Consider the following 25,978-nt stretch of genomic DNA (forward strand, 5'->3'; position numbering starts at 1 on the left):
TTTCTAATTAACCTTATCGATAATCATACAAAGGAAATTACCCTTTTGCAACCGACGGAGAAAGTTCATACGCATTAAGTATTTCCCGGGGAATCGACACTGGTTTCCCGGATCCAGCATCAATTTGCACAATTCGTCCCCTGCCTGTTAAACAAACATCACCTTCTTTATTTCTCACTAAATAATGAAGGTCATAGGAAGTGTTGCCTACATAATTGATTTTAACAGCCACCGAAAGAACATCATCAAAGAAAACTTGCTTGTGATAATCACACTGAAGATCAGCAGCAACTGGAATGCTGTTTGAATCATCTGTTTCTACTTGAAAAGCCCCGACCGATTTTAGGAATTCAATACGCGCTTCTTCAAAATAGGTAAAGGGAACTGTGTTATTCATATGGCCAAATAAATCAGTCTCTGAAAATCGGACCTTCGTTTTTATAGAAAACGTAAACTCTTCTAACCACTTCTTGGAATCTTCTACATAGGAAACTCTTTTCATTGATTGTTCCTCCCCGTGTCTTTTCTTAGCAAAACAAACTCCTGCAGCTTTAACAGCTGCAGGAGTTTGCATTTCATTCTGATCATTCTTAGTTTACTTCATGGTCACTGCCAAAGAAGCTCTTAAAGGAATGTAAAGCTGTCTCTCTATTCATGGAAGCAATCGATGTTGTTAGCGGAATGCCCTTCGGACAAGATTGTACACAGTTCTGTGAGTTTCCACACTCCGCAAGTCCACCTTCGCCCATTAATGCTTCTAAGCGTTCATTCTTATTCATAGATCCTGTCGGATGAGAGTTGAACAGACGCACTTGGGAAATAGCCGCCGGACCAATAAAGTCAGACTTACTATTTACATTTGGACATGCCTCTAAACATACACCACAAGTCATACATTTAGACAGCTCATACGCCCATTGACGTTTGTTTTCAGGCATGCGAGGGCCTGGCCCTAAATCGTACGTACCATCAATCGGTACCCAAGCTTTCACTTTCTTAAGGGCATCGAACATACGGCTACGGTCAACCGCAAGGTCTCGCATAACAGGGAAAGTAGACATCGGCTCAAGACGAATCGGCTGCTCAAGCTGATCGACTAGCGCTGTACAAGATTGGCGAGGCTTGCCATTAATCTTCATAGAACAAGCACCACAGACCTCTTCTAAGCACCCCATATCCCAATAAACAGGCGTTGTGTCTTCACCATTTGCGTTAACCGGATTTCGTCGAATTTCCATTAAGGCTGAAATAACGTTCATATTCTGACGATACGGAACCTTAAATGTTTCATCATAAGAAGAAGATTCCGGATCATTCTGCCTTTTAATAATAAAGGTGATTTGTTTTGTTTCACTCATGTTTATTTACCCCCTTTACTTTTAGAGTAGTCTCTCTTACGTGGTTGAATGTGAGAGATATCCACGTCTTCATAGCTAAATACTGGGGCGTTCTTCTCTTGATCATAACTTGCCTTCGTCGTTTTAAGCCATTCTTCATCGTTACGCTCTGGGAACTCAGGTTTATAATGAGCTCCGCGGCTTTCATTACGATTTAGGGCTCCGATGGTAATAACACGCGCCAACTGAAGCATGTTTTGAAGCTGACGGGTAAACATAGCACCCTGATTACTCCAGCGCGTCGTATCATTAATGTTGATATCTTTAAAACGCTCTTGAAGTTCTTGAATTTTCTCATCGGTTTTACGAAGTTTTTCATTTTCACGTACAACCGTTACATTATCTGTCATCCACTCGCCTAGTTCTTTATGAATTTGGTACGCGTTTTCTGTACCTTTCATATTCAGAATAGCCTCAAACTTCTCTTCTTCTTCTTTTAACTTATCATCAAATAGTTTAGAAGAAACGTCTTCAGCAACTTTGTCTAAGCCATTAATGTATTGAACAGCTTTCGGTCCTGCTTCCATTCCACCAAAGATGGAAGATAGCAATGAATTAGCCCCAAGACGGTTCCCACCATGTTGAGTAAAGTCACATTCACCAGCTGCAAATACGCCAGGAATGGTCGTCATTTGATCATAATCCACATACAGTCCACCCATAGAGTAGTGAACGGCAGGGAAGATCTTCATCGGTACTTTACGAGGATCGTCACCGACAAATTTCTCGTAGATCTCAATGATTCCGCCAAGTTTAACATCTAATTCTTTTGGATCCTTATGAGACAGATCCAGGTAAACCATGTTCTCACCATTGATACCTAGTTTTTGGTTTACACAAACATCAAAGATTTCACGTGTTGCAATATCACGAGGCACAAGGTTTCCGTAAGCTGGATACTTTTCCTCTAGGAAATACCATGGCTCACCATCTTTATAGGTCCATACACGACCACCTTCACCACGAGCAGATTCACTCATGAGGCGCAATTTATCGTCCCCAGGAATGGCTGTTGGGTGAATTTGGATGAATTCACCATTCGCATACACAGCTCCTTGTTGGTATAGAGCTGATGCTGCTGAGCCTGTATTAATTACAGAGTTTGTAGACTTACCAAAGATAATTCCAGGTCCACCTGTTGCGACGATCGTCGCGTCCGCTCTGAAGGCTTTAATCTCGTGGGAATTTAGGTTCTGTGCCATAACCCCACGACTCACACCTGATTCATCAATGATGGAGGAAAGGAATTCCCATCCTTCATATTTGGTAACAAGACCTGCGACTTCATGGCGTCGAACTTGTTCATCTAGTGCATATAGTAACTGTTGTCCTGTTGTTGCTCCGGCATAGGCTGTACGGTGGTGTTGCGTACCCCCGAAACGTCTGAAGTCCAATAATCCTTCAGGCGTACGGTTAAACATAACACCCATACGATCCAGCATATGAATAATGCTTGGTGCCGCGTCACACATTGCTTTTACAGGAGGTTGATTGGCAAGGAAGTCCCCGCCATATACTGTATCGTCAAAGTGCTCCCAAGGAGAATCCCCTTCCCCTTTCGTATTTACAGCACCATTAATTCCGCCTTGCGCACAAACAGAGTGAGAACGCTTAACAGGTACAAGGGAAAGTAAGTCCACGTGTACACCGGCTTCAGCGGCTTTAATTGTTGCCATTAGTCCAGCGAGTCCCCCGCCTACGACTACGATGTTTTGATTACTCATTTTTAATGCTCACTCCCTTAATTTCTTTCCAAACAATCTATTTCGTACATACGTTTAAACAAATGCTAAAATAGCTGCTACCCCTACATAACTTAATGCGACAAAAATCGCCAACGTTACATACGTAGAAATACGCTGTGAACGAGGGGACATTGTAATTCCCCAGCTTACTAAGAATGACCATAAACCATTGGCGAAGTGGAATGTTGTCGAAACAACACCGATTATGTAGAACGCAACCATAAACGGATTAGATAAAATATCTGCCATTAAGGAAAAGTTTACTTCTTCTCCAAATGCAGCTTGAATTCGCGTCTCCCATACGTGCCATGTTACAAAGATAAGCGTAATGATTCCTGAAATACGCTGTAGATAGAACATCCAGTTACGGAAATAACCATATTGGTTTACGTTATTCTTAGACGTAAAAGCAATATAAACTCCGTAAATGGCATGGAAGTAAAGAGGAATGAAAATGATAAATAACTCTAATACAATACGGAACGGAAGACTTTCCATAAAATGAGCCGCATCGTTAAACGCCTGTTCCCCTCTTGTTGCGAAATGGTTCACAACTAAGTGTTGGAGCAAGAAAACTCCAACTGGAATAACCCCTAGTAATGAATGTAACCTGCGATAAAAAAACTCTCGATTGCCTGCCATGTGTGACGTTTACCCCCCTCGAATAGTATGTAACTTATAGTTGCACAAACTTTTCAGACAATAAAGCGCTTTACTAAACCCTTAAAAAAAGGAAACAAATTCGAGTCTTCCTTGATTTATCTGAAAAAAATGCACAATTTATGTCACGTTTATTGTACTTCTATCCATGGTGAGCGTCAAGAAAACATGTTCATAAAATGGTGAATTATGGTGTGTTCCTTTTCTCTCTTCTCTCTATTTTTTAGACTTTGCCCGATTTTGAAAAGAACATATTGCAGAGAATCTTGCCCCCTGCAATAATATAAAAAGAGAGAGGATGAACCTAAATGAATGAACAAATTGCCAACTTATTCGATGAATACAGCGATGTACCCTCTTCCCTGATCGGCCATGAGGTACTGAGAAATCAACTTTTACCAGATTTACTGGGGAAAGAGAAAGACACAATTTTATATTTCATGGGAAAAAGTTTAGCCCGAAAATATCCTTGTCACACGATTGATGAGGTCGGAACCTTTTTCGGGGCAATGTCCTGGGGAGTGCTTTCTTTAGAGAAAGAAAAAAAGAAAGAGTATAAATTTACTCTTTCAGGTGACTTAACTCAAAAAAGATTAAAGTACAAAACGCCTTACAACTTTCGCTTAGAAGCCGGCTTCATAGCTGAACAAGTAACATTATTACAAGGAGTATCCGCCGAATGTGCCTATGAATGTCTCCATAAAAAGAAGTCCGTTACCTTTACGGTGATGACGACGTAACCCATTTGTACAGAGTAATATCACTATAAACGGGATCAAACAAAGGATCAGACGTAAACTTTTTTACAGCCGTGAAATCAGTGGTATCCATCCCCTGTTGGATAAAGCCTTGAACTACCCGGTCTGTAACGTAGACCGTTTTTCCTTGTTTCAGTTGATTACTGGCATCTTCTTTAAATAAAGCATACGTTTGAATCTTTTGAAACGATTTAGAAACTCCTACATATTGAAGGACACGCTCTTCTTCCCACGTATATATTTTTAAAGGCTCAGATTGCTGTTCTACATAGTTCGCCAGTTGATACGTAGCAGGTAACTCCGTTGCCTGCTTATGTACGTAATATCCACCTATCCCTGTATTCATCAATAGAAGAAGCGAAACCACCCCTATTTTGCGTTTCCCTCCCCCTTTTAAGAGGTGTACCAACAATAAAATCACGAGGATCACTACCGTCGGTAAGATATGTCTTGGCTTGTCTACATTTTGCGCGAAGAAAGCCCAGAACGTATAAGCTGTTCCCAAACTCCACCACAACTTTTCATAGAGCACAGAGGATGGCCCACGGAATAAGGAAAGGACTAGCACCCCATATAATATCAGGATTAAAACCGAGTGAACCGAAAGACCAGTCCATAAGATATTCGTCCAAATAAACGTCCATACTCGAGTTATAAAGGGGGCTTGTTCTGTAGCAATAGAACCACCCCAACCTGTAAAATGCCCTTCAACAAACTTTGTAGCTATAAACTGAAAACTGTCTATCCCACCCACCGAAAGGATTAAAGGATAAACCCATAAGAATTGAAACAAGAACGCTATCCCAGCCTGTTCTAGTACATGTCCGAGTCCTTTTTCTCTCAGCCTTTTGTACCACAATAAAAGGATTCCTACACAAAAAGGTAAATAAGAGAGACGCACCCCCATCAAGAGACTGAAAAGAGCAAGGGGAAGAAGATCATATCGATACCGCCCCCTCTCAAGAGCAACCATAAGCCCCCATATGTACCACCACAAAATCGTAAAAGCAGTCCCTTCAGACATAGGAGAGGCAATGATAATCGTTAAAAATGGAATGGATTGAGAGAAAGCGACAGCAATAAGCGCTTTAGAAATAGTCAAATACCTTCTATAAATGAACCACATGGGAAGTAATGAGGATAAGGAAAACAGACTGTTCCAAAGAGCTAAGGAACGCGCAGGGTCTTCTACCCAGAGATTCACAAGCATTCCACCCAATATAAAATAAGGGTATCCAGGAAAATGGGGTTGCATATCTAAGAGATTATAGCTTTGCACCCCTAAAGCAAAATCAACCGCGTCCCAGCTTCTAGCGAATGCACTGCTATATAGAATACGAAACGATAATATGGCTATTAAGGATAAAAGGGCAAAACCGATATAAAATTTTTCACTAAGGCATAATTGTTTATTTTGCACATGGTTCACTTCCTACGTTAGATACGAAAAAACCCGCTCGTATGGCGGGTTTTACAAGTACGTTATAGAGAGGGTCAAGCTACTGTTTGATCCACTGTTTTCGTTTTTTTCTTTCTAAATAGCGTGATTTCCTTTGCATGCCAGATATTGGCGCCAATGATAAAGACAAAGTATAACCAATAGGCTGCAATTTGTTCGACAGTTGGATTATGGCTATAACCAAACATAGCAGCCATAAATAAACCGATCTGACCACTGATCATCACGTCACCGCCGGTGTCTCTCTCAAAATGAACCTCATCTTGATAGTGTTCAGGCATGAATTCTACGATATTATAAACAGCTTTGGGCGTTCCTTGAACCGTTTCGTACACAGATCCCATCTTCCCAAGGTCTTGTAACATGCCAATTCCTTGAACCAATAGTCCAGCGGCAATAAACATGATTAGGACTCCTGTAACTCGGAAAAAGGTTTTTAAAGAGAACTTCATTGTGCCTGTGAAGAATAGATAACCTAATATTAACGCAAGCATTAAGCCGCTAAGAGCTCCGTAGCTAGTGAATACATCTTGAATTTCTCCCCCGCTTATGGCCGCAAAGAAGAAGACTGTTTCTACACCTTCACGAAGAACAATTAAATACGTATGCAATACAAGGGCCGTTACACTACCAGCTGTGACAGCAGCGTTAATCTTTTTCTGCATATCTCCGTTTACATTCTTTGATTCTTTCTTCATCCACATAACCATGTGGCTAAGTAAGATGACAGAAGCAAACATAATCCCTATTTTTAAATAAACTTCAGACCCAAAGCTAGCAAAGCCAGTAAAGATAACTTGGAATAATAAAGCTACTCCGAAGCTGCTTAGTAAAGCAAAGAATACACCAGCAAATACCCAAGGATGATATTTCTTAGCATCCAAACGTGTTAAATAACTTAAAATGAGCCCGACGATCAATATGGCTTCTAACGCTTCTCTCAGTGTAATCAGAAAGGCTTGAAAATCCATTATTGTTTCCCCCTCTATGCCTACTCCTTCTTGCGGTTTTTCGTGCGATTAAAGACAATTAATAGGATAAATAATCCAACAAGTCCTATGGATAACCACTTCCAAATTGGATTGGATTCCCCGTCTTCACCACCGAAGATCCCTAAGTTTTCTTCTGTTAGGTTCGCATCATCATCTTCTTGGGCCGGAACTGGAAATGCTTCCGTTAAAGACGTATTGATTTCGTTAATTTCACGATCAAATGTTTCCTGATCACTTTGTTGATCTCCGATACCAAACAATCCGGGATTCCCTAATGATTGCAAGGCCTCGTCGAAAGATTCATAAATGGATTGAACCGCTTCTTCCCCTTCATCTTCCTTATAGGTAGGCTTTAACACATCAAACGTCCCTCGCGCTTTAGCGAGCAGCAATTTGGCCTGACCATAATCCTCAAATTGTTCTTGTGCAAAATGAAGACGGCGCTCCACGTTTAAACGTAATGCTGTTCGATAACTTTTTAACAACAATTCTTTATCTTTATTGTCGAGCGCTTCTTCTATGTAAGGAACGGTTTGTTTAAAATATAAATCAAATTCTTTATTATACGTATCTATGACTTGCTCGGCTTGATCCCACTTATCAGCATCCACGTATTGTTTTACTTCTTTATAAGCTTCGGCAAATTTCTCTTCACCGGGGTCCCCATAAGAGTAAGCAGCTGTATTAGTTGGATCCATAATGATGAAACTCAGTGTAAGCGTTATGATGGAAATGATAATCTTTTTCATTTGAGACCTCCTACGATAATGATAATGATTATCAACGCTATAGTCAAGCAGAGATAAGCAATTTTTTTGACTAATCGATCTCTTTCATTTTTTAAGTCGACCATTCCTTTTTCAAAGAACATACAAAAGGTGGCTCGGAATGTTATTATCCAAAGCCACCTTTTGGTATCCTTTTCTTACTATGTTACGTCCACTCTTCATTTGTCCCAGGCTTTTTCACCGGAGAAGGGTGTCGCTTCATTTCACGATAAATCGCCGGTAATACAGAGCTCATATAAGCTTTGAATTTAATGAAAGATTCACCCTTTTTCCGTACTTGATATTCAATCGGAATTTCTTTCATGCGGAATCCTTTTCGGACAATATTAAGCGTGACCACCTGGGCATAGTTGTAATCATGAATAATTTCAGCTTCTTGCATGACCTCTTTAGAGAATGCCCTCATTCCAGATTGGCCATCATAAATCCATCTCTTTAATAACAAGGATTGGAGGAACGTGAAAGCATAATTGCCTAAGCGGCGGTGTAATTTCATTCCTTCGATGTTGCCGAGAAAGCGAGAACCCATCACATAGTCTGCTTGATTATTTAAGATCGGTTGGATGAGATCAGGTATTTGTCGACCAGGATACTCTAGGTCTGCATCAATCATAACCCCAATATCTGCTCCTAGCTCTAAAGAACGTTTTAGCCCTTGTCTGACAGCAGCCCCCAAACCTTGATTGGTTTCATTCCGGTAAATGGCATCCACGCCTGCTTCTTTAGCCAATTCAATCGTGTTATCTTTTGAACCATCATCAATGAGGATGATCTTCACTTCTATGTTCTCTCCCATTTGTCGTGGAATGGTATGAATCATTTCTTTAATGCAGTCTTCTTCGTTGTGAGCAGGTAAAAATACCACGACTTTCTTCATGAAGACAGATCCTCCTTCTTACTTTGAGTCAATACTTCTCCCCTGGAATGGTCTGGATATGGTGCTCCAAGTAAATGGGCAATAGTCGGTGCCATCGACACAAGACTGTGTTTTTTCTCTACTCGTTTTCCCTTTTCAATGGTCGGACCAGTCATAAAGAAAGGAACAAATCGCTCCCCTTCATCTAAGTGGCCGTGTCCACCAATTCCATCGGCTTGGCCATGATCAGCACAAACCATTAACGTTGTATTTTCCATATACCCTTGTTCTGTTAACCACTCCACATAATCTTGGACAAGCTTATCGGTTTCTTCGATTTTTTCAATATAATCATCATACAACACACCACGACTGTGACCGGTTTGGTCTGTACTAATCAGTTGCATGATAAACAATTCAGGGTTTTCTGTCTCCATAATGTGCTTCCCTTTTTGGACAATATTCTTATCTGCAACGTCATTATGCATAACGGCCGTCACTGTATCTACATCATCCCCGAAAGTATCTACGAGATGTGCAATTCCTAATAAACGCCCCTTCTTATCGACTTTACGTAAAGAATCAAAAATACTTTCTGTTTGAGCCCCGAGCTTCCACACCATATTGCTTTGGATTTTATGCTCAAAAGGATAGGTACCTGTAAACATGGAGGTAAAACAAACCACCGTCCGAGCAGGATAAACGGTTTCCATTTGGGTGTATTCCGTCCCTTGTTGTTTCAATGAATCAAGAAATGGTGTATGAGCCGCCTCGAATCGGTCTTTCCTCATTCCATCTATGACTATGACAATGACGCGATCATTCGGTGACTCCATGGGTTGTTCATAATGTTCTTGCGTATACGTTTCATAGGGTTTTGGTTTCCAATCAAATAAGTAATGATGCAATATCCAAGTAAAGAGGGCTGTTCCAGCATAAAATAAGATCAATTGATATAGATCAGTAATGCTCAACCCGCCTGTGTCCAAGTGTTGAAACGTGTACTCCCAAATTCCTAGCAGAAGAATAAATTTAGGGATTTGCTCTTGTGCATTTCCGCTTGTAGAATCACTATTCTTTAATACAAGCTTCCAAAATCGTGTGAAATTCCACCATGTTGTTCCGATTCGCATATGATAATAAAAGGTTCCCCAAAAGAAAACCGTAAAGAAGAAATAAATCCCTAAGGCTAATAACCATAGTGACAAATAACTGCTCTCAAAAATCATTAAAAATCCCACAACCGGTATCCATAAATAAGATCGTAAAAGCAACGGGAAATCAAAATAATAGAATAAGGCTAGTAACGGTAAAACATACATAATGCTAATGGCTAATGCCCCTGCGGAAGTATTTAGATCAAAGAGATGATACAAAAACATTGTGCCTATAACAAAAATAGGAGTGAACGGTTTACCTTCATTTAATAAATTCCATCCTCTAGCTGCGATTTTTTCAAAAGATGATGCTTGTTTCACTAGTTTATTCCCTCCCTTTAAACCATGTTTTTACTACGGAGAACGATACAGGTGTCAGATAAAAACTGATCAGACCTGTAACGTAAGCATAAATAAATTTAAATACGTGTGTAACAACTGCAATAGCATACCCTGTCTCAATCGGAAGACCTACAAATGTCAGCGCATAGCTCTGTACACTTTCATAGCCTGCTATATGACCAGGAGTAATTTGAAATACACCACTTACAACTGCAACAGACGTTGCCCAAACGGACTCAAAAAAACCAAGATCCTCTACAGTAATCCGTCCCACACTATAAATAATGAATCCTTCAAGAATCCAACTCATCACTATAAGTCCAAACAAAAGAACACCTTTTTTGGAAAGTAGTGTTGAGGAAAAGTGACTGAAGGATGTTAGAAAACGTTTATTTAAAATTTTCTTCAAACGAAAGGGGAGCAGCAAAGCAAGAACAAATAGGATTCCTACCGTTGTAATCCCTATATAGAACAGCGTATTCATATATAGATATGTGCCGATGGCCGCAAGAAGAAATAGACCCCCAAGATCAAGGACTCTCATGGCCACTACACTACTCACACTCTTCTCCCAACTAAACGACTTCGTCCCTTTTAAGACACCCGCTCTCACTGCATCCCCTGTTTTAAAAGGTAAAATATGGTTCATGAAAAGAGCGTAATGAATTCCTGACCAATATGGAAGGAGACTCCCCTTTTCATTCACATATTCTCGCCATACAAATGCTTTAATCCAAAATGAAAATGCATAGGTTAGCACCATTACCATTAACCAAACAGGAGAGGCTAACAGTTCTTCCGCTACTTGTAGAACCGTATCAAATGAAAAATAATGAATGGTTAGGTACACAAATAGTCCTGCTAATAAAACACCAGCTATTCGAATCATCCATTTAAGAATTCGCTTACCTTTCATGACGAATAAACCATTGGACTGTTTTTCTCAGCCCTTCTTCAAAGCTATGTTTAGGCTCATACCCTAACAATCTTTTAGCTTTCGTGAGATCAGCCCACGTTTGTTTCACATCACCTAATCGAAAAGGGGCATGGTTTACTTTCATATCAGGAAAGATTTCTTTTAGGGTTTGGACAAGTTCTTCGATCGTAATGGGATTTCCAGATCCAATGTTATAAATCTGATTCCCCTTACTATGTGCTAGTGCTAACCGCATTCCGTCTACAATATCATCGATATAGGTGTAATCCCTGGCTGTCCCACTTCCAAATACGTCTATAGATTCTCCTTTAAGGTTCGCCTGAATAAACTTTGGAATAGCCATATCAGGTCGCCCCCAAGGCCCATAAACGGTGAAATAACGAAACACGGTCAACTGGAAACCATAGACGTGCTGATACATATGCGCATATGCTTCCCCACTTACCTTTGCTGCTGCATATGGGGACATAACCGTTTGGATCGGTAAATCTTCACTCATCTCTCCGTCCCTGTTTCCATAGACCGAAGAAGAAGAACCAAATAAAACATGAGGAATGCCAGCTTCTCCAGCCATTGTTAAGACATTAATCGTTGCCTTAATATCCTCATCTACATATTCTAATGGTTGTTCAAATGAGTACGGGACTCCAGGAAGAGCTGCTAAGTGAAATACAGCATCAAAGGATTGATGAAAAATCGGTGCACAACTTTCTTTATCTAAAAGATCATTTTCGCAAAATGTGAGATTTGCGTAACTAAATATGCGATCTAATTGTTCTTTTTTACGTTTATAATCATAATAGGGATGAAATTTGTCGATGATGGTTACTTTGTGTCCATCCTGCAGTAAAGACTCAGCTAAGTGGGAACCAATAAATCCTGCCCCACCCGTTAGTAGTACGTTCATATTCTCACCTCATCAAGACATCTTGTTCATTTTATCACAATTGGACTAGGTTTCGAATAGGGTCTTCATTCATAGAAGTGTCCAAATAAAAAACCTGTAACTTATATCCAAGTTACAGGTTTTTTCCCGTGTGATGGTAAATCTGAGAAGATTATTGTACGAGTTTGTCTAAAGTAGAGACAATCTCTTGACCAATTTTTTCTGCTTCTTCAGCATTCTCGTTGCTTATAGCCTCTAACCACGATTCTGCTTTTTGAAGTGTTTCTTTCGTTTGCTCTTCTCCGAGTCTTTCATTCATGGACATTTCAATGGCTTTCGTAAACATATTCGCTTCAAGTGCTTCCGTACGAGCTTTTGTAATATTTCCTTCTTTAGTTTCTTCAACTGCTTCACTATGATAACCTTTGATTTTTCCTACAAAAGCTTGAACAAATAAGTCATTGACCTCACTAGCTTTAATTGTGCTTGGTTCTGTTTGATCCAAGCTGAATAACGTATTGATCTGTTCAGCAGCTTCTTTGTCGCCTGAAGATAGTGATCCTTTTATAGCCTGATAGAATCCCCATGCTTCTGCTTGCTCAGCTGTTAGTTCATCATCCGACGCACCTTCACTCGCTGCTTTCTCAATCTTTTCCGCATAGGATTGAGCCGCTAAGAAGTAACTGCGGTAAATGGATTTGTCTGTGATTTGCTTATAAACTCCATAATCATCAACATTTCCTTCTTGAATTGCTTCTTGTTGAGTCGTTAAGCCGGCATTAATATTCTGTTCAAGACTAGAGTCCCCTTCTAGTTCATAGTAGCTGTCACGCTTAACTGCAGTTGGGATAAATACTTCATTAGCAAGGAATTTTAGTTGATCAAACTGTTGTTGGGCTTTTTCTTTCGTGCCTTCTTCTAACTCTTTAGCAATGTCGCCATGCATACTCTTTTGTTTCTGATAGAAATAAGACTGCGTCGTTTTATCAATGATTTGTCGGGCTGCATTTTGTTCTAAAGACCCATCTTTTCCTGCTGCAATAGCAGCTGTGATCGCCTGGTCAAACTCACCATTTACGCTTGTTAAAACAGGCTGAAGATCTGAAGTATACGTTTCCTTAATCATGTCCCAGTTTACTTCTTGGTCTTCTTTCATCTTATCTAACTCAGCTGTAATATCTTTATAAGCCTGAACCTGATCTTCAATTGATGCAGTTTCGGCTTCTTGATTCTGTTCTTGTTCCTGATCTTCTTGCTCTGTATCTTGGGCCTCTTCTTGTTGATCAGAATTCGTACCTTCTGTTTCATCTTCCCCTTCGCTATCACCAGCACACCCCGCTAATACTAGTGAAAACGATAACCCTGTGAACAATAGTGTTTTCTTAAAGCTAAATGGCATATGTAGTCCTCCCAAATGAAAATGATTTTCAGTATTATGTCATGTTTTATTCTATAGAGAACGATTCTCAATGTCAATGAGAATTTATTTCAATTATTAAAATTAAAGTGTCGAAACCATGAAGGTGCAAAATTGAGATAATGTTTCCGTTAGCTTTGGTTTGATCACAAGATGGTTTTAGAAATGAACGCTTTCCACTTAGCCAATTAACAACTTTAACAATGCCATTATATAAAAATGGCTCTTCCCCAAACAGAGGAAGAGCCTTGTCACTTATTGATCTATTCTAATGTTTCCTCTTCAACTTCTTCATCCTCTGGTTGGTTGAGGTGCTCGAGAATGGTTTGAGCTAATGGTTTCGGGACTCCTAGTTTGGTTAGATCCTCTATTTCTGATTCTTTGATATGTCTAACAGATTGGAAATGGCGTAACAGAAGCTTACGCCGCTTTTCTCCGACTCCTGGTATCTTATCAAGTTCAGATTGGATAGCGCCTTTTCCACGTAATTGACGATGGAAGGAAATAGCGAATCGGTGCACCTCATCTTGCACACGCTGGATGAGATAAAACTCTTGCGACTGACGGTCCATCTCTACAACTGCAGGTGGGTCACCGTATAGCAGTTCACTCGTTCTGTGCTTATCATCTTTGGCTAAGCCACATAGCGGGATATCAAGACCTAACTCATTTTCGAGCACTTCTGTTGCAGCAGACATTTGACCTTTCCCACCATCAACGACAATTAGATCGGGCAAAGGTAAACCATCTCGGATAACCCGTTTATATCTTCTTCTTATGACTTCACGCATCGTATCGTAATCATCTGGACCTTCGACGTCCCGTATCTTATATTTTCGATACTCTTTCTTTTCCGGTCTTCCATCAATAAAGACCACCATAGCAGAAACTGGATCTGCCCCTTGTATGTTTGAGTTATCAAACGCTTCTATGCGATGAGGCGTTTCAATATTGAGCTTTTCTCCAAGTTCTTCTACAGCCTTAATGGTTCTTTCTTCATTCCGTTCAATGAGAGAGAACTTTTCTTGCAGGGCGATTTCAGCATTTTTCATCGCCAATTCTACAAGTTCTTTTTTCCGGCCTCTCATTGGAATGGTAACGTCGACCTCTAGTAATTCCTTAAGAGCCTCTCGATCAGCTCCTACCGGAACGAGCACTTGCTTTGGTTTCGGATGATTCTGGTGAAGGTAGAATCGACCGATGAAGCTTAGGAATGTCTCTTCTGCATCATCAAAAAACGGGAAAATCGAAACGTCTCTCTCAATAAGTTTACCTTGACGTACAAAGAACACCTGAACGCACATCCATCCTTTATCATAGGAATATCCGAATATGTCACGATCAACTTGATCATTTAACGTCATCTTCTGCTGTTCCATAACAGATTCAATATGTTGAATTTGATCGCGTAGCTCTTGAGCCCGCTCAAAATCTAAGTCTTCAGAAGCTTTGTACATTTTTGATTGAAGATCTTGTTTGATCTCTTTAAAACCTCCACTGAGAAAACGGGCAATCTCATTTACAATATCTTGATTCTGTTGTTTCGTCACCGTATACTCACAAGGTCCGAGACATTGGTGCATATGATAGTAAAGACAAACCCGATCAGGCATCGTATTGCATTTCCTTAATGGATACAAACGATCAAGCAGACGTTTCGTTTCTCGCGCTGCAATTACATTTGGGTATGGACCAAAGTATTTGCCTTTATCTTTTTTTACTTTTCTGGTAACAATTAAGCGGGGATGTCTTTCTGCAGTAATTTTTAAGTAGGGATATGTCTTATCATCCTTCAATAAAACATTGTATTTAGGGTCATACTTCTTAATTAAATTCATTTCAAGAATAAGTGCTTCAATCTCAGAAGAAGTCACGATATACTCGAAGTCCACAATTTCTGTTACGAGGCGCTGAGTTTTAGCGTCATTGGCTCCTGTAAAATAGGAGCGAACACGATTCTTTAACACCTTTGATTTTCCTACATAAATAACGGTCCCATGCTTGTCTTTCATTAAATAACATCCAGGCTGATCTGGAAGGACAGCGAGTTTTTCTTTGATGTTATCAGACACGTTTCATCACTCTCCCAAACTACAAAACGATAGTTACAACCCTTCTTCCCTATTATGCCTCCCACTTAACACCATGAATGTGCCGCGAGAAATCATCCAATAGGTATCTATTATTGAAAAAAACAGCCTGATCGCTCAGGCTGTTTTTAAGTTACGCTTATGCGTGTTTGTTTACTAATTCTACAAGTTGCTCTTTTGGTTGGAAACCAACAACTTGGTCAACGACTTTACCGTCTTTGAAAAGAAGTAGCGTTGGGATACTCATAACACCGAATTTCCCAGCTGTTTCTTGGTTTTCGTCAACGTCTAGTTTAACGATTTTTACTTGGTCGTTCATTTCAGCATCCATTTCTTCAAGAACTGGAGCGATCATTTTACAAGGTCCGCACCACGGAGCCCAGAAGTCTGCTAATACTAAACCTTCGCCTGTTTCTTGTGCGAAGTTTTGATCAGTTGCATGTGTTATAGCCATACATGTATTCCTCCTCAATTGCATCTAAATCGAATATGGTTAAAGTATACCACTTCAACAATTCTCTGGCTAATCATCTGTTTGTAATTAGCTTCTCCTTCTCTCATCCATTTATGCGTAAATGAATGCTACGAAAGGGAAGAGGTGCCACTTACAAGCAGCACCTCAAGAATTGTTTATGCATTTACTTTAATTTGTTTAATCTCTTCTGTCAATTTAGGCACTACATCAAATAGATCTCCAACGATTCCGTAATCAGCTACGTTAAAGATATTTGCCTCAGGATCCTTATTAATCGCCACAATGACTTTTGAATTTGACATACCCGCTAGGTGCTGTATAGCTCCTGATATACCGCAGGCAATATATAAGTCTGGGGTAACGACCTTACCTGTTTGACCAATTTGTAGCGAGTAATCACAGTATTCTGCATCACATGCTCCGCGGGAAGCTCCAACAGCCCCACCTAACACTTCTGCAAGTTCTTCTAAAGGTTTGAAGCCGTCCTCGCTTTTCACGCCACGGCCACCTGCAATAATAACATTTGCCTCTGAAAGATCGACCCCTTCAGAAGTCTTACGAATAATGTCTTTAATGACCGTTCGTAAATCTTTAATATCGACCTCTTTAGCCGTAACCTCTCCTGAACGACTTTCATCACGATCAAGGGCTTTAATATTGTTAGGACGAATCGTAGCAAAGATTAAACCATCTGTGATAATCTTTTTCTCAAAAGCTTTACCAGAGTATATTGGACGAGTAAATACAATGTTCTCTCCGGTCTCTTCGATATCTACCGCATCTGAAATGAGACCGGTTTCAATTTTGCTTGCAAGTTTTGGAGTTACGTCTTTCCCAATCGCCGTATGCCCCATCACGATTCCTTCAGGTTTCTCGTCATCAATAACAGCCATAAGTGCTTGGCTATATCCTTCTGACGTATAAGATTTTAGCTGGTCACTTTGAACAGTTACAACTCGATCTGCTCCGTAATAAACCAGTTCTTTCCCCATTTCTGTTAAGTCATCTGAACCACATAATACCCCTACAATTTCTCCGCCATCACTCATCGTTTTAGCCGCTGCAATGGCTTCAAATGAAACGTTACGTAATGCCCCTTCACGAACTTCTCCAATTACTAGTACTTTGCGACTCATAAAGATTCCCCTTTCGTTGACAATCGATTTATAGTACTTTCGCTTCGTTTTGTAATAATGAAACAAGTTCTTTCACTTGATCGTCGATCTCACCTTCTAATACTTTACCAGCTTCTTTTTCAGGTGGAAGATAAATTTCGATCGTTTTTGTTTTTGCTTCTACATCATCTTCTTCAAGATCTAAATCATCTAATTCTAACTCTTCTAAAGGCTTTTTCTTCGCCTTCATAATACCAGGTAAAGAAGGATACCTTGGTTCATTTAAGCCTTGTTGACAAGTTACAAGTAACGGTAGAGATGTTTCTAGCTTTTCAACATCCCCTTCTACATCTCGCTCGATTTGAGCTTTGTCGCCATCCACAGTAATTCCTGTAATCGTTGTGGCACAAGAGAAATTCAAACGCTCAGCCAAACGTGGGCCTACCTGACCACTTGCTTCATCAATCGCAACGTTTCCTGCTAGAATAAGATCTGCTTCTTTATCTTTAAAGAAAGCTTCCAGAATCTTCACCGTTGTATATTGGTCTCCTTCTTCAAGATCTTCTTCTGTATTAATAAGGACGGCTTGGTCTGCTCCCATCGCTAGTGCTGTGCGAAGTTGCTTTTCAGACTCTTCTTCACCAATCGTAACGACTGTAACTTCCCCGCCGTGTTCATCCCTCAATTGAATGGCTTCTTCAATCGCATATTCATCATAAGGGTTAATAATAAATTCTGCTCCTTCTTCTTCAATACGTCCTCCGTCAATCTGAATCTTCTCTTCCGTATCAAATGTTCGCTTCATTAATACATAAATGTTCATGATATAACCTCCTAAGACTATTGATCTTTAAAGTTTGGTTGACGCTTTTCAATAAAGGCTTTTACGCCTTCCTTGGCATCCTCATTTCCGAATACCTTTCCAAATTCCTTTGCTTCTTCTTGTTGGCCTTGCTCGTAAGTAGAAGTAAATGTATGCGGGATTAATCGCATAACAGCTTCAATAGATGGGCCACTCTTAGCAGCCATTTTCTTTGCTAGTTTCATAGATTCCTCTTCTAAAGCATCAAATGTAACCGCTTTATTAGCAAGCCCAATTGAATAAGCTTCTTTACCAGTAATCGGTTCCCCTGTAAGAATCATTTCATAGGCTTTGGCACTTCCTACATAACGAGGGAGACGCTGCGTTCCTGCAAATCCAGGTATGATCCCTAATGAGAGTTCAGGTAAACCAAGCTTTGCATCTTCTGTCACAATTCGCATATGGCAAGACATAGCAAGTTCTAATCCGCCTCCGAGGGCTGCTCCATGGATGGCTGCAATGACTGGCGCCCTGAAATGTTCTATACGCTGAAAGAGCAGTTGTCCTTCACGACCCAGATTGCTTAAATCTTCCTGGCTCTGAAAGGACGTAAATTCCTTAATGTCCGCTCCAGCTGAGAAGAATTTCCCTTCCCCTTTTATCACTACAGCTTTTAAGGAAGGATCTGCCTCAATCTCATCAAAAGCTGAGGCAAGATCTTTTAAAATATAACTTGCTAATGCATTAGCTGGTGGGCTTTGAATCGTAATGACGGCCACACCATCTGTGGATTCTAACTGTAAATAATCCATATAACGCTCCCTCCTAATCTTACTTAGCATGTATAGTAAGTCCATGAATTAATAGTTCATGCACTTCTTCAGCTTGATCGGTCAGGCTGTACTTCTGATCATTCATAACCCAATTCGTCACCGTCTCATCTAATGTACCAAAGACCATTTGACGAACGAGACGCAAATCAAGGGATTCATGAAAAAGTCCTTCTGCCTTTCCATCCTCTACGATGTGATCAATGACTAAGAGGTATCTCTTTAGCACATCGTTAATCTTTAAACGTAAATCTTTATTTGATTGTCTTAACTCTAACTGCGTAACGATTGCTAAATGGTGATCTTCGGATAGCAACCCGTAATGAGTTTTAATCATTGCAAGTAGCTTCTCTTTAGCATTCGACTTTGTTTTTATATCTTCCTCTATTTTTTCGATAAATTGCCCCATTTTTTCTTGGAACAATGAAACGAGGATGTCTTCTTTATTCTTAAAGTAAAGATAAATCGTACCATCAGCCACTCCGGCTTTTTTGGCGATTTTAGAAACTTGCGAGGAATGATAGCCATTTTCGGCGATGACCTCTACTGCTGCATCAATAATCTGTTTGTACTTTGGTCGATTTTTGTTCATGTGGATCCCCTAACTATGCTTTGTAAAATGAATGACTATTCATTCATCTTCATTCTACAAAACGATTTGACTTCTGTCAATCTTAATATAAAGGGCTTATCCAAACTCATCCCAAAGAAAAAAGAGCCAGGGGCTCAACTAGTCGTTTTGTTTGATTGGGCAAGCTTTTCTCTCTCTTCATCTACGAGGGAACGACGTAAGATCTTCCCGACAGCTGTCTTAGGCAATTCTGTTCTGAATTCATAGATTCGTGGTACTTTATAAGCGGCAATATGCTTACGGCTGTAGGCGTCAAGTTCTTCCTCAGTCAAGGTTTTATTCTCTTTTAAGACCACATAGGCTTTAACCGTTTCGCCTCTATAAGGATCGGGCACACCTGCTACGACTACTTCCTGAATAGCCTCGTGTTCATATAGGACTTCTTCTATTTCACGAGGATATATATTGTATCCCCCAGCAATAATCATATCTTTTTTTCGATCTACAATGTAAAAATACCCTTCTTCGTCCATGTAGCCTAAATCACCCGTCAACAACCATCCCTCACGGAGCACCTGAGCTGTTTCTTCAGGCTTATTCCAATACCCTTTCATGATCTGCGGGCCAAAGACAGCTATTTCTCCAATTTCACCAGGTTCTGCTTCTTCTGTCGTTTCAGGCTTAAAGATTTTGGCATCAGTATCAGGCCAAGGGACACCAACACTTCCACTTACCCGCTTCTCCCAAACAAAGTTGGAATGTGTAACTGGCGAAGACTCCGAAAGACCATATCCTTCAACTAACTTCCCACCTGTCACACGCTCAAATTGTTCCTGCACCTCTGCAGGAAGAGGAGCCGACCCGCTAATACATGCCTCAATGGAAGATAAATCATACTTTTGTAAAGAAGGATGATTTAGTAAAGCAATATAAATTGTCGGGGCACCTGGGAATAAAGTTGGACGCTGTTTCTGAATCGTTTTTAACACGTCCTCTACTTCGAATTTTGGAAGTAAAATCATTTTATTACCCAGCATAATTGATAAATTCATAACGGAGGTCATCCCATATACATGGAAGAACGGAAGAATACCTAATATGATTTCTTCGCCTTTTTTCGCCTTATACAACCAGGCATCAGACATTTGAGTATTCGAAACTAAATTATAGTGGGTAAGCATGACCCCTTTAGGGAATCCTGTTGTCCCCCCTGTATACTGAAGGATGGCTACATCCTCTTTAGGATCTATATCTACTTCATGAACGATTCCAGATGCATCTAACATTAGATCTTCCCACACATGGGTGTCTCCTCCGTGTTCAGGACGCACAATTAAACCATACTGCTTCTTCTGAATATACGGGTACACCACGTTTTTAGGAAATGGTAAATAATCTTTAATCCCAGTTACAATCACGTGTTCGAGATCCGTTTTCCCTTTTATGTTAGTGACTCTCGGGTACAAGACATCTAAACAAACGATCATCTTCGCACCTGAGTCTTTCATCTGATACTCAAGCTCACGCTCCACATAAAGCGGATTTGTCTGAACCACCACACCGCCAGCTTGTAAAATACCATAATAAGCAATTACAGACTGCGGACAGTTCGGGAGCATGATGGAAACACGGTCCCCTTTTCTCAACCCTAAATACTGAAGGTAACTGGCAAATTGCTGAACCTCTGAGTATAAAGAATCATACGATATCTCTTTGCCCATAAAATGAAGCGCTTTCTTTTTTGGGTATTGAAGAGCACTTTCCTTCAAGAATTGATGGATAGGCTTTTCATCGTACTCGATCGATGTTGGGATCTCCTCTGGATAATGTTTTAACCATGGGCGCTGATCTACTGCATGTAATTCGCTCATACCTAACCCCCTCGAATAAAATTAGACTTCTTACCTATATTATAACGATAGTCCTGCTTAAATTGAAAGATAATTTAGAAAATTTAATTGAAAGACCTACATTCAATGTGCTGTAGCTAAAGATTGACTCAGTAATGAATTGACCTGACTGTTCATAAAAAGAACTCCCACTTGACGCTGAATAGCCAGTGGGAGTTCAATATTAAACGAAAAACACGATATATATAATTCCTACGATGATAAAGGCAGCGGAAACGACGCCTAAAACTTTCGCTAAAGTTTCCATCTGATTCTCTCCCTTAGTTAATGTTTGCTCCTATGACAAAGGATAATCCAACTGAAATGACCATGGAGATAAACCCTACAGCCCGGTTGTCCTGTTCAATCTCATCATCAATTCGAAAGCTTGGGGTAAGGAATTCAAATATAAAATAACCAAATAATAGCAGTACAAACCCAAAGAACCCCCAGCCGATCATTTCTAACAGAGAATCATTGTGCTGAATCGAATAGCGGAAAATGTTTGAGATCCCAAAGATCTTACCTCCTGTAGCCATTGCTACTGAAAAATTCCCTTTCTTTATATGTTCCCAGTTGTTATATTTCGTCACCACTTCAAAGATAGCAAGAAATAAAACAGCGCAGAGAACAGCAACGCTATAACGTGCTGCTGTCTCTACAAGGGCATGCTCCCAAAAGTCCATTTATTTCTCTCCCCTTATTAGCGTAATTCAAAGACGGTAACGCCGCCGCCTCCTTCGTTCATACCTCCAGATCGTGCACCTGCAATCGATCTGTGGCGCTTTGCGAATTCTTCTACACCTTTGCGGAGAGCACCTGTTCCTTTTCCGTGAATAATATGAACCGTTTTATACCCAGCTAAAATGGCATCATCCACATACTTCTCCAAACGATGTAAAGCCTCCTCATAACGCTCTCCTCGAAGATCAAGTTCCGGTTTCACATGGTGACTTGACCCTTTCACAGTTGCCATCGGCTTTTGTTTTAAAGGCTCTTCGCGTTTCACGAACTCCAAGTCTTTGGCTTTTACCTTCATCTTCATAATACCTAACTGCACCTGAAACTCTTTATCATTTACTTTTTCAATAATATGACCTTGCTGATTTAAGGAGAGGACATTTACTTCATCACCAGGTTGCAAAGTAGGTTGAGTAGCCTTCTTCTTCACAGGCTGCTTTTGTTTTTTCTTAGCTAGTTCCGGCTGTGCCTCATCAAGCATTTTACGAGCTTCAATCCACTCATGCTCCTTAAGCTCTGCCTGATTCTTCATATTACGCATTTCTGAGACAATATCTTCTGCTTCTTGTTTCGCTTTATCGACAGCTTTTTTCGCCTTTTCTTCGGCTTTTTGATATAGGTCTTCTCGTTTACTTTCAAACTCTGCCCATTTTTGCTCTAACTCATTACGCAGGTTTTGAGCTTCTTGGAGCAATTCCTCAGCTTCTTCATAATCACGATCGGCTCCACGTCTAGACTCTTCAAGGGAAGCGATCATGTTTTCGACACTTTCTGAATCGGCTCCCATATGGCCTTTAGCTGTGGTTATAATGCTTTCTTCTAGCCCCAATCTTCTAGAGATTTCAAAAGCATTACTCCGCCCAGGTACGCCAATAAGTAAACGATATGTCGGTCTTAATGTTTCTACATCAAATTCAACAGAAGCATTGACAACACCATCTCTGTTAAATCCATAGGCTTTTAGCTCAGGATAGTGGGTGGTTGCTATGACTCTTGCCCCTCTTCCGACTACATCATCTAAAATGGACATGGCTAAAGCGGCACCTTCTTGCGGGTCTGTTCCTGCGCCTAATTCATCAAATAGCACCAAGCCTTTATGGTCGACTTTTTGTAAGATGTCCACGATATTCGTCATGTGAGAAGAAAATGTACTTAAGGATTGCTCAATGGACTGTTCATCTCCAATATCAGCAAAGATATTTTCAAAGACAGTAAGTTGACAGCCATCTTGTGCAGGTATTTGTAACCCAGCTTGAGCCATCAGCTGGCATAATCCGACCATTTTCAATGTGACGGTCTTACCACCCGTATTGGGACCTGTGATCACAATTGATGTAAAATCCTCGCCAAGCTCCACGTCATTTGGCACTACTTCATCTTCTGGAATTAAAGGGTGGCGTGCTTGCTTCATTTTAATGATCCCTTGGTCATTAATGGTTGGCTTAGCTGCTCTCATTGTCTTACCAAAGCGAGCCTTCGCAAACATAAAGTCCAGTTTTGCCAGTACCTTTACATTCTGATACAGGTAATCTTCATCGGCTGCAATACGTTCTGACAATTCAATTAGAATCCGTTCAATCTCATGCTTTTCCTGAACGCGGGCTTCTTGCAGTTGATTATTCAATTCTACTACTGCTTGAGGCTCAATAAATAACGTAGCTCCAGAGGAAGATTGGTCGTGTACGATCCCTCCAAAAGAACCTCTGTATTCCTGCTTCACAGGTAATACATAACGATCATTTCGGATGGTGATAATGGCATCAGAAAGCATTTTACTTTTTGACCTAGTCCACCCGTCCAGCTTGTCACGTACTTTATTTTCTGTCGTTCTAATTTTTGAACGGAGTGTGCGTAATTTATCACTAGCTCCATCCATTACTTTACCGTGATCGTCAATACGATTTCGAATCGAGCGTTCTAAATCATTTAGTGGCACAATTTGTTCAGCCATTTCTTGCAAGATCGGTATCATTAAGTCTTCTTCCACGTCCATGTCTTCAATGAACGTTTTCATTTGCTTACTTCCATATAGAGTACTCGCAATATCCAAACACTCTTCAGGTTGCAGCATGCCCCCGATAGCCGCACGCTTTACGTGAGGACGAATATCGAAAACCCCACCAAGTGGCGCGTGCCCTTTTAAACGTAGTACATGTGCTGCTTCATCCGTTTCTGCTTGCCATTTCTGAACCTCTTCAACCTCAATAGATGGTTTTAGTTTTAAGATTTGTTCTTTACCAAGGGAGGACGAAGCCTGTTCTGCTAATTGTTCAATCATTTTATTATATTCTAAAACATGATAGATTCGTTCATTCATCGTTGTGAACCCCTTTTATTCATTACCTGTTTTCTTTCATAAACGCTTTTAATTGATCAACCGTCCACGTGTTTAATACTGTATCTTTCCTAAGCCAGCCTTTACGACCAATGCCAACCCCTACTTCCATATCTTCGAGCATTGAATAATTATGGGCGTCTGTATTAATGGCAATACGCACTCCTTCTTCCTGAGCTTGTCTTATATAAGAAGCAGCAAGGTCTAAACGATTGGGGTTAGCGTTCAATTCAAGCGCTGTGTTCGTTTCTTTAGCACCTTGAATGAGTTCTTCCATATCGATTTCATACCCATCCCTTCTACCGATCAGCCGACCTGTAGGATGAGCAATTAAATGGACGTGAGGACACTCAAGAGCTGTTCTTAGACGCTTCATAATGGTTTCTTTTGGCTGTGAGAAGTTAGAATGAATCGACGCAATGACAAAATCCATTTCCTTCAAGAACTCGTTTGAAAAATCCAACGATCCATCCGGTAAGATGTCCATTTCAATTCCGGCAAAGATATGGAAATCTTTCATGGTTTCGTTTACTTTCTCAATTTCTTCACGTTGCTTTCTGAGTCGATCTTCGTTTAATCCATTAGCAACGCGTAAGTACTTAGAGTGATCTGTGATTGCGATGTACTCATATCCTTTTTCTTTTGCTCTTTCTGCCATTTCACGAATGGACTGCGCTCCGTCACTCCAAGCCGAGTGCATATGCAGATCTCCACGTATATCCTTGTGTTCAAGCAATTGAATCGGCTCTTTGAACGATTCCACTTCTCCTGTTTGTTCCCTTACCTCTGGTGGAATAAAGTTCAGGTTAAAATGAGCAAAGAATTCTTGTTCCGATTGAAACGTTTTAACTTCTCCTGTTTCCGTATTCTCAACACCATACTCGCTAATCTTCTCTCCTTGTTCTTTAGCAAGCTGACGCATAGCTACATTATGATCCTTTGATCCCGTAAAATGATGGAGGGTAGTCGCAAATTCATCAGGTGCGACAAGACGGAAATCTACAGCTATATCATAGCCCTCAGCTAATAAAAGCGATACCTTCGTATCCCCTTTAGCAATAATTTCTTTCACATTTTCAATTTCAAGCAGTTGCTCTCTTACTGCCTCATAATCTTTTGTAGCTATAATAAAGTCTAAGTCTTTAATGGTTTCTCTCATTCTTCTTAAACTTCCAGCCCTTGAATATTGTTCAATGGCATTCATCTCATCAAGATAGCTTTCAATCTTCTTTGCCAATGGTAGCATAACTGCAATCGGAAGTCGTTCAGGGCGCTTTGTAATATCTTCTAAAGCTTGAAGGATTTTTTCTTCCGTTTTCTTTCCGAAACCACTGAGTTCCTGCACTTTCCCTTCCTCACAAGCAGTCTTTAACGACGTTGCATCGGTTACCCCAAGTTCCTGGTACAGTTTCGCAAGCTTTTTACCCCCTAGCCCTTGAAGTTGCAACAAAGGAACAAGACCAGCAGGCACTTCTTCCTGCAGCTGATTTAACGTATCAGACTCGCCTTTTTCTATAAATTCATCAATGACTGCCGCTGTCCCTTTACCAATGCCGTTCATTTTAGTGAAATCATCAATTTCTGATAAAGAACGATCATCACTTTCTAATGCTTGCGCAGCTTTACGGTAAGCTGAAATCTTAAAAGGGTTTTCCCCTTTAAGCTCCATGTATACAGCAATCTGTTCCAATTTTTTAACGAGTTCCTTCTTATCTACTTTCATCATTTCACCTGCT

The 25,978-nt window shown here is 40.4% G+C and carries 23 protein-coding genes; 1 reads left to right on the forward strand and 22 read right to left on the reverse strand.

Annotated elements, in window-relative coordinates:
- Positions 1-37: 37 nt before the first annotated feature.
- The 4 genes from LQ226_RS08460 to LQ226_RS08475 all read right to left on the reverse strand — a co-directional run bounded on the left by LQ226_RS08460 (position 38) and on the right by LQ226_RS08475 (position 3,784).
- Positions 38-502 carry an acyl-CoA thioesterase gene (locus tag LQ226_RS08460; RefSeq protein ID WP_231417382.1) on the reverse strand — a complete coding sequence of 155 codons (465 nt, stop codon included), beginning with the start codon at positions 500-502 and terminating at the stop codon, positions 38-40.
- Between the two features lie 88 nt (positions 503-590).
- The gene (gene sdhB / locus LQ226_RS08465) at positions 591-1,358 is read right to left on the reverse strand and encodes a succinate dehydrogenase iron-sulfur subunit (RefSeq protein WP_231417383.1); all 768 of its coding nucleotides are present in this window, start codon (positions 1,356-1,358) and stop codon (positions 591-593) included.
- A gap of 2 nt (positions 1,359-1,360) precedes the next feature.
- Entirely contained in the window at positions 1,361-3,121 is a 1,761-nt protein-coding gene (gene sdhA, locus LQ226_RS08470) for a succinate dehydrogenase flavoprotein subunit (RefSeq protein ID WP_231417384.1), read from the reverse strand.
- 54 nt (positions 3,122-3,175) lie between these two features.
- Positions 3,176-3,784 (reverse strand): succinate dehydrogenase cytochrome b558 subunit, encoded by a 609-nt coding sequence (locus LQ226_RS08475; protein ID WP_231417385.1) that lies wholly within the window; start codon positions 3,782-3,784, stop codon positions 3,176-3,178.
- A gap of 326 nt (positions 3,785-4,110) precedes the next feature.
- Here LQ226_RS08475 and LQ226_RS08480 point away from each other — a divergent pair, with 326 nt between their 5' ends.
- Positions 4,111-4,542: a DUF2507 domain-containing protein gene (locus LQ226_RS08480; RefSeq protein ID WP_231417386.1), complete on the forward strand. Its 432-nt coding sequence runs from the start codon at positions 4,111-4,113 to the stop codon at positions 4,540-4,542.
- Here the strand turns inward: LQ226_RS08480 and LQ226_RS08485 are convergent.
- The 18 genes from LQ226_RS08485 to polX all read right to left on the reverse strand — a co-directional run bounded on the left by LQ226_RS08485 (position 4,523) and on the right by polX (position 25,965).
- Positions 4,523-5,980: a nucleoporin-interacting protein gene (locus tag LQ226_RS08485; protein WP_231417388.1), complete on the reverse strand. Its 1,458-nt coding sequence runs from the start codon at positions 5,978-5,980 to the stop codon at positions 4,523-4,525. The two genes, LQ226_RS08480 and LQ226_RS08485, sit on opposite strands and share 20 nt — an antisense overlap.
- Before the next feature lie 74 nt (positions 5,981-6,054).
- Complete coding sequence (locus tag LQ226_RS08490; protein WP_231417389.1) at positions 6,055-6,990, reverse strand: FTR1 family iron permease; 936 nt, start codon at positions 6,988-6,990, stop codon at positions 6,055-6,057.
- A 20-nt stretch (positions 6,991-7,010) separates the two neighbouring features.
- The gene (locus LQ226_RS08495; protein ID WP_231417390.1) at positions 7,011-7,760 is read right to left on the reverse strand and encodes a hypothetical protein; all 750 of its coding nucleotides are present in this window, start codon (positions 7,758-7,760) and stop codon (positions 7,011-7,013) included.
- A gap of 184 nt (positions 7,761-7,944) precedes the next feature.
- Positions 7,945-8,676 carry a glycosyltransferase family 2 protein gene (locus LQ226_RS08500; RefSeq protein ID WP_231417391.1) on the reverse strand — a complete coding sequence of 244 codons (732 nt, stop codon included), beginning with the start codon at positions 8,674-8,676 and terminating at the stop codon, positions 7,945-7,947.
- A complete protein-coding gene (locus tag LQ226_RS08505; protein ID WP_231417392.1) occupies positions 8,673-10,133 on the reverse strand; it encodes an alkaline phosphatase family protein in 1,461 nt (486 codons plus the stop codon). Before LQ226_RS08505 ends, LQ226_RS08500 begins: the two co-directional genes overlap by 4 nt.
- A 4-nt stretch (positions 10,134-10,137) precedes the next feature.
- Positions 10,138-11,070 (reverse strand): lysylphosphatidylglycerol synthase transmembrane domain-containing protein, encoded by a 933-nt coding sequence (locus tag LQ226_RS08510; protein WP_231417393.1) that lies wholly within the window; start codon positions 11,068-11,070, stop codon positions 10,138-10,140.
- A complete protein-coding gene (locus tag LQ226_RS08515) occupies positions 11,060-11,998 on the reverse strand; it encodes an NAD-dependent epimerase/dehydratase family protein (RefSeq protein WP_231417394.1) in 939 nt (312 codons plus the stop codon). Before LQ226_RS08515 ends, LQ226_RS08510 begins: the two co-directional genes overlap by 11 nt.
- Positions 11,999-12,149: 151 nt before the next feature.
- On the reverse strand, positions 12,150-13,376 hold the full coding sequence (locus tag LQ226_RS08520) for a hypothetical protein (RefSeq protein ID WP_231417395.1): 1,227 nt from the start codon (positions 13,374-13,376) through the stop codon (positions 12,150-12,152).
- Between the two features lie 281 nt (positions 13,377-13,657).
- Positions 13,658-15,466, reverse strand: coding sequence for an excinuclease ABC subunit UvrC (gene uvrC, locus LQ226_RS08525; protein ID WP_231417396.1), 1,809 nt, complete (start codon positions 15,464-15,466; stop codon positions 13,658-13,660).
- Positions 15,467-15,623: 157 nt separating this feature from the next.
- Positions 15,624-15,938 carry a thioredoxin gene (gene trxA, locus LQ226_RS08530; protein WP_036784544.1) on the reverse strand — a complete coding sequence of 105 codons (315 nt, stop codon included), beginning with the start codon at positions 15,936-15,938 and terminating at the stop codon, positions 15,624-15,626.
- A gap of 176 nt (positions 15,939-16,114) precedes the next feature.
- Positions 16,115-17,095, reverse strand: coding sequence for an electron transfer flavoprotein subunit alpha/FixB family protein (locus LQ226_RS08535; protein ID WP_231417397.1), 981 nt, complete (start codon positions 17,093-17,095; stop codon positions 16,115-16,117).
- Between the two features lie 28 nt (positions 17,096-17,123).
- Positions 17,124-17,897 carry an electron transfer flavoprotein subunit beta/FixA family protein gene (locus LQ226_RS08540; RefSeq protein ID WP_231417398.1) on the reverse strand — a complete coding sequence of 258 codons (774 nt, stop codon included), beginning with the start codon at positions 17,895-17,897 and terminating at the stop codon, positions 17,124-17,126.
- Between the two features lie 17 nt (positions 17,898-17,914).
- Positions 17,915-18,688 carry an enoyl-CoA hydratase gene (locus LQ226_RS08545; RefSeq protein WP_231417399.1) on the reverse strand — a complete coding sequence of 258 codons (774 nt, stop codon included), beginning with the start codon at positions 18,686-18,688 and terminating at the stop codon, positions 17,915-17,917.
- 19 nt (positions 18,689-18,707) lie between these two features.
- Entirely contained in the window at positions 18,708-19,298 is a 591-nt protein-coding gene (locus LQ226_RS08550) for a fatty acid metabolism transcriptional regulator FadR (RefSeq protein WP_231417400.1), read from the reverse strand.
- 134 nt (positions 19,299-19,432) lie between these two features.
- Positions 19,433-21,148, reverse strand: coding sequence for a long-chain-fatty-acid--CoA ligase (locus LQ226_RS08555; protein ID WP_231417401.1), 1,716 nt, complete (start codon positions 21,146-21,148; stop codon positions 19,433-19,435).
- 299 nt (positions 21,149-21,447) lie between these two features.
- Positions 21,448-21,852: a DUF350 domain-containing protein gene (locus tag LQ226_RS08560; protein WP_231417402.1), complete on the reverse strand. Its 405-nt coding sequence runs from the start codon at positions 21,850-21,852 to the stop codon at positions 21,448-21,450.
- Positions 21,853-21,869: 17 nt separating this feature from the next.
- On the reverse strand, positions 21,870-24,224 hold the full coding sequence (locus LQ226_RS08565; protein WP_231417403.1) for an endonuclease MutS2: 2,355 nt from the start codon (positions 24,222-24,224) through the stop codon (positions 21,870-21,872).
- Positions 24,225-24,246: 22 nt separating this feature from the next.
- The gene (gene polX, locus LQ226_RS08570; RefSeq protein ID WP_231417608.1) at positions 24,247-25,965 is read right to left on the reverse strand and encodes a DNA polymerase/3'-5' exonuclease PolX; all 1,719 of its coding nucleotides are present in this window, start codon (positions 25,963-25,965) and stop codon (positions 24,247-24,249) included.
- Positions 25,966-25,978 lie beyond the last annotated feature (13 nt).

Source organism: Pontibacillus sp. HN14 (assembly GCF_021129245.1).
Classification (GTDB): Bacteria; Bacillota; Bacilli; order Bacillales; family BH030062; genus Pontibacillus.